The following is a 4,303-nucleotide window of genomic DNA, read 5'->3' on the forward strand; positions in this document are numbered from 1 at the left end:
ATTCTGTTGTGGGGGACGGGGTTTTCTTTTCATCGGCCGTAGGCTTCATGTAAGAGGGGGTATGGGCATGTAAAGATTTGAAAATACGCAAACATATACAAATAGCTACTCAGCAAATTGTGCTATTTTTTTCGCTCCTATAGGGTTTTCCTATATCAGATACTAGAAGAATATAAAAAGAATCGGTTGACGAATGAGTTTGCTAATGTTTAATCTTGGAGACAGGGCGAATCTTTTTTCGCCGTGTTCCTTGAAATTTTTTAATAGAAAATGGGTGAAGAAATGAAGAAAGAATATTTACATCCATACTCGAACCCCCGTACACATAACATGGGGGTGGAGCGTACAACCGAAACTGGGCTGAGAGCTTGTGTAGACTGGGTTGGAGCTACTTTCAAAAATATCGAGATGGAGCAGTTGATTTTTGACGTTTTGAAGCTAAATTCTGATGACTTTTCTAACGGTGATGGAAATTATGGTTACAAAGAATCTTTCCGTTATGGAAGTATTGTAATTTACTTTAATGGTCGTGAGGATATGGGTCTACATCTTGAATTGAAAGGTAGAGGATGCCGTGAGTATGAGAATCTTGGGAAACAGACTTGGAAAGAGTTGTTTCAGTCCATTTTTGCACACCAGGGCTATCTTACTAGATTAGATACGGCGGTTGATGATTTTGAAGGTATGTTTACTATACCGAAACTGGTAAACAAGATTAAGAAAGCTGAATTAATATCTCCGTTTAAACTTGCTAGGGTATTAGAAACTATTAAAATACACTCTGGTGATGTAAATGGGATGACACTATATTTTGGTTCTCCGCAATCTGATATTCAAATTCGGATATACGATAAGCTAGCGGAACGTAAGGGTACAAATTACAATGTGTCAGAAGATATTAAAGTATGGATTAGAACGGAATTGCAGTTACGAGATGAAAAAGCAATGCGAGTTGCTGAAATTATCACAAGTAAAGAAGATGGAGAAGAGTCCATTGGTGAAACTGTTTGCGGTATATTGAAACACTATCTCCGTTTTGTGGAAAAAGGGAAAAGTAAGGATACGAATAAACGCAGATGGAAAACCGCTAAGTTTTGGGACAAGTTCTTGGGAGAAGTTGAAAAGTTGCCATTAACTACGATCACTGAAGAAAAAACGGTATTGGAAACAAAAGAGTGGCTTAAAAGAAGTCTTGCTCCTACGTTGGCATTGGTGTATAAAGCGTTCGATAATGATATAGACCAAATAGCTGAAATTATCGATGAGGGGTGCAATCGTTTGAAAACGAAACATTATGAAATGATACGTAAGCATCAAGAAGGCATAAAAAAAGCTCCTATTGTGTGCGAAACAATAAGAGCAACCGAAAAATAAATATCTAACCGAAGTATATACGAATTTATAAAAAAGATTCAAGCCCTACAGAAAAAAGAAAATTTTCATGTATTATATGTATGCTAGTTTCGTAAAGTAGATTCAACTCTATCATAACCGTAAAGAACGTTGATACAACAATAATATAGCGATTTTTTAAGGGGGAGTACCTACCCCCTGTTTTCTTATGCCCAAAAACTGTGATTTTGTCCGTTATCGTGTTCGAATGCTTGGTATTACTGCATTTATCGTATAAATTGTTGCTTTACTAGAAAAAAATGTTCCACTATGTAAAGACGATTCCCTTTACCAGTCTATTTTCTTCCCTATGATTCTACAAGGAACACGGCGAGTCGCTAGAATGTTACTCAGAACGCTCAGATTTGACTGTATCCGACTTTTAGCAAGGGAGCAGGGATTTGCATGTGCCGTGCCATGGAATCGCTGGTAATGGCTATATATCTTGTCTTCTAGTATATCCACCTAGGAACGGTATTAAATGCCCTTGTATCACCTTTTCTATGTCTGCAAAGGCAAAGTATTGCTCCTTGCTCTTGTCATCGTCTAGAACGGCGTGTAAGCCCTCTGCGTGTATCTGTGTGATTGTTCCATGATAGTACAATTCCTCTTCTGTATCTTCTGCATACAAGTAGCGAACGATGATAGTTACATAGTCATCAAGAACAAACTGGAATTTTCCTTTTTCATGGCTATATTGGACTTGCATATTTTCACCTCCTTTCATGGACTGTATTTTATAAGTGGAATGTGTCCAATACGTTGTCTTTTTCCTCTTTGTTGATTCCGATATAAGTCAGTGTAATCTGCGGTGTACTGTGATTCAGTATGCCTTGCAACATAGCAACGTCCTTTGTTTGCTTGTAGAACCAGTAACCGAACGTTTTACGCATGGTATGAGTGCCAATTGACTCTACTTCTGCAAAGTCCCCTGCTTTTTGCAACTGTCTGTACGCCTGTATCTTGCTTATAGGCTTATCTCCTTTACGGCTAGGGAAAAGCCACTCGCTTTCTAGTCCTTCAGCATATGAAAGTACTTCAGCGAAAATAGATGTGATAGTAACTATACGTTTTTTCTTCGTTTTGCCTTCAAGAACAATGAATTCCTTTTTTCTTTTTCTTTTTAATCCAACGATCTGTTCTGTTTTTAGTTGGAGCAGGTCGCTTACTCGTAAGCCTGTATTGATTCCGATTAGAAACAACATGTAGTCTCTTTCACTGCAATGGCGTTTAAGTGCCCATTTCATAGTTTCAATTTCTTCTTTGCTTCGAATCGGTTGTACATCAATCAAATGCTCTTTTTTAGTCATTTTTAATTTCCCCTTTCATGAACCCAGTAAAATCAACAAAATGAATGTATACTTTTTATATGTAAAACTGGATTTTCCTCCAAAATGGATTGAACCCAATAAAATCAGCAAAACGAATGTATACTTCTATCTAAAAGTTTACATTGAACTAGTGAAGAAGTCCAGTAAATTAGTTACTAAATTTGTAAAAAATATATAGACAAGTAAAAAGGGAAATGGTTACGATTTATATATAGTGATGGGGAGAGTTGATGCTCCTTCGCTCCCTGTCGCTACCTCGCTTTACAACCTCAAATCAGAAAGGACAATTCCATATGAAATTTACAACATGGGATAAATTCAATCCCGATGAACACAAGAACACAACAATTGTTATTGCAGATGGTCTTCCTCTACACAAACAACTCCGTATTAAACGACAAATTGAAGGTTTTACCCAACAAGAACTAGCTGAAATTCTTGGATTAGAGTACTTTTCACGAGTTTCTAGCATTGAGAGTGGCAAAGAGCTTCTTGAAACTGGTAAAAGACCTCACATTCAGATTGAGAGAATCAAACAGTATCTGTATGAGGAGGACTACCAAAATGGCGAACTGGTTAAATGAAACTAGAGAGTTTCGTCTTATGCCGTTTCATGAGCAGATAAAGACAAAACGCCTTGTAGATGGATTCACGCAAGAAACACTGGCTTTGCATCTTGGTATTCCGAAAGTGACGTTATCTAGAGTGGAGCAATGTGACATGCTTTTACCTAGAAAGCACATGAAGAAAATGTGTATTTACTTGTATGGCGACAAGTATTATCGAAACGGAAAATTAGCTTTTGATTATGAAAAAGAGCAATGATCCATGGATAAACAAATGATGAAGCAGCTGCAAATTGAACTTGAACGACTTGTACGAGTGAATGAGTATGAGAGTACATCATCAGCCGTGCGAGAATTGAATGAGAAACGCATAAAAGAGCTTGAATTGGCAATCACACTAAATCATCCAATTAAGCAGTACGACCAAAATAACGGCTATTACGAGTATGTAGCTCTGCACTCTGGAGCTAAGCCAAACAAATTAACTAGGATGGATTGAAAGGAGAAAATCATGAGAAAAGTACATGGGCAAAAACTTGATGCAGAAGCAGAAGCAATGATTAAGCGGTTGGAAGAAGAGAATGAACGTCCTGACGTTACTGAGTGGCAACGAGAAGCCAATAAGCACCGTATAGAGATGTATGAGCTAATTGGTCAAGATAAGCCTGCATATGAGCCGATTAACTGGGAAAATGGAATTTACGAATACATGGCGGTACACAAGAATCACATTACACCAAACGATTTAATTGACTAGAGGGCTGATTGTGGCTCTCTTTTCTTGTAGTGAGTGCTGAGTAGTGCGTTTATGCCGTGAAAGTCCATTTATGTATAGTGACCCTTTGCTTTACACTCGTAGGAAGTGACCCAGCAGGGTGGTTTCCCCTGGTGGCGTTAATTCCTTAAGAGTGCAGAGGGTGGAATCTGTGCGTCAATGGAACCATGGAATAAAAAGCAATACGGACAATGGAAGTAGCATTGACTTGATACATGCAGCAGGAATTACAGCAATGA

At 38.1% G+C, this 4,303-nt stretch carries 7 protein-coding genes; 5 read left to right on the forward strand and 2 right to left on the reverse strand.

Annotation, left to right across the window (positions count from 1 at the left end):
• Positions 1 to 282 precede the first annotated feature (282 nt).
• Entirely contained in the window at positions 283 to 1,374 is a 1,092-nt protein-coding gene (locus GT508_RS14140; protein ID WP_063263157.1) for a replication initiation factor domain-containing protein, read from the forward strand.
• Between the two features lie 454 nt (positions 1,375 to 1,828).
• On the opposite strand, the gene GT508_RS14145 is transcribed toward GT508_RS14140, so the two are convergent.
• Both GT508_RS14145 and GT508_RS14150 read right to left on the reverse strand, forming a co-directional pair.
• Positions 1,829 to 2,101: a hypothetical protein gene (locus GT508_RS14145; RefSeq protein ID WP_161144504.1), complete on the reverse strand. Its 273-nt coding sequence runs from the start codon at positions 2,099 to 2,101 to the stop codon at positions 1,829 to 1,831.
• A 28-nt stretch (positions 2,102 to 2,129) separates the two neighbouring features.
• Positions 2,130 to 2,702 (reverse strand): tyrosine-type recombinase/integrase, encoded by a 573-nt coding sequence (locus tag GT508_RS14150; RefSeq protein ID WP_161144505.1) that lies wholly within the window; start codon positions 2,700 to 2,702, stop codon positions 2,130 to 2,132.
• Between the two features lie 314 nt (positions 2,703 to 3,016).
• Here GT508_RS14150 and GT508_RS14155 point away from each other — a divergent pair, with 314 nt between their 5' ends.
• Genes GT508_RS14155 through GT508_RS14170 form a run of 4 tightly spaced genes read left to right on the forward strand, consistent with a single transcriptional unit; the run spans position 3,017 to position 4,046 of the window.
• Positions 3,017 to 3,307, forward strand: a complete 291-nt coding sequence (locus GT508_RS14155) for a helix-turn-helix domain-containing protein (protein WP_161144506.1) — start codon at positions 3,017 to 3,019, stop codon at positions 3,305 to 3,307.
• Positions 3,288 to 3,548, forward strand: a complete 261-nt coding sequence (locus tag GT508_RS14160) for a helix-turn-helix domain-containing protein (RefSeq protein WP_161144507.1) — start codon at positions 3,288 to 3,290, stop codon at positions 3,546 to 3,548. The genes GT508_RS14155 and GT508_RS14160 overlap by 20 nt, the downstream gene beginning before the upstream one ends.
• Before the next feature lie 3 nt (positions 3,549 to 3,551).
• Positions 3,552 to 3,788 carry a hypothetical protein gene (locus GT508_RS14165; RefSeq protein WP_161144508.1) on the forward strand — a complete coding sequence of 79 codons (237 nt, stop codon included), beginning with the start codon at positions 3,552 to 3,554 and terminating at the stop codon, positions 3,786 to 3,788.
• 12 nt (positions 3,789 to 3,800) lie between these two features.
• Positions 3,801 to 4,046, forward strand: coding sequence for a hypothetical protein (locus GT508_RS14170; protein WP_161144509.1), 246 nt, complete (start codon positions 3,801 to 3,803; stop codon positions 4,044 to 4,046).
• Positions 4,047 to 4,303 lie beyond the last annotated feature (257 nt).

The organism is Dorea sp. BIOML-A1, assembly GCF_009875615.1.
In the GTDB taxonomy this organism is placed as follows: domain Bacteria; phylum Bacillota; class Clostridia; order Lachnospirales; family Lachnospiraceae; genus Dorea_A; species Dorea_A amylophila.

Bases quoted from the DNA above. Each gene is read 5' to 3' on its own strand.
- GT508_RS14140 (WP_063263157.1), top strand. From the start codon at position 283: ATGAAGAAAGAATATTTACATCCATACTCGAACCCCCGTACACATAAC.
- GT508_RS14145 (WP_161144504.1), bottom strand. From the start codon at position 2,101: ATGCAAGTCCAATATAGCCATGAAAAAGGAAAATTCCAGTTTGTTCTT.
- GT508_RS14150 (WP_161144505.1), bottom strand. From the start codon at position 2,702: ATGACTAAAAAAGAGCATTTGATTGATGTACAACCGATTCGAAGCAAA.
- GT508_RS14155 (WP_161144506.1), top strand. From the start codon at position 3,017: ATGAAATTTACAACATGGGATAAATTCAATCCCGATGAACACAAGAAC.
- GT508_RS14160 (WP_161144507.1), top strand. From the start codon at position 3,288: ATGGCGAACTGGTTAAATGAAACTAGAGAGTTTCGTCTTATGCCGTTT.
- GT508_RS14165 (WP_161144508.1), top strand. From the start codon at position 3,552: ATGGATAAACAAATGATGAAGCAGCTGCAAATTGAACTTGAACGACTT.
- GT508_RS14170 (WP_161144509.1), top strand. From the start codon at position 3,801: ATGAGAAAAGTACATGGGCAAAAACTTGATGCAGAAGCAGAAGCAATG.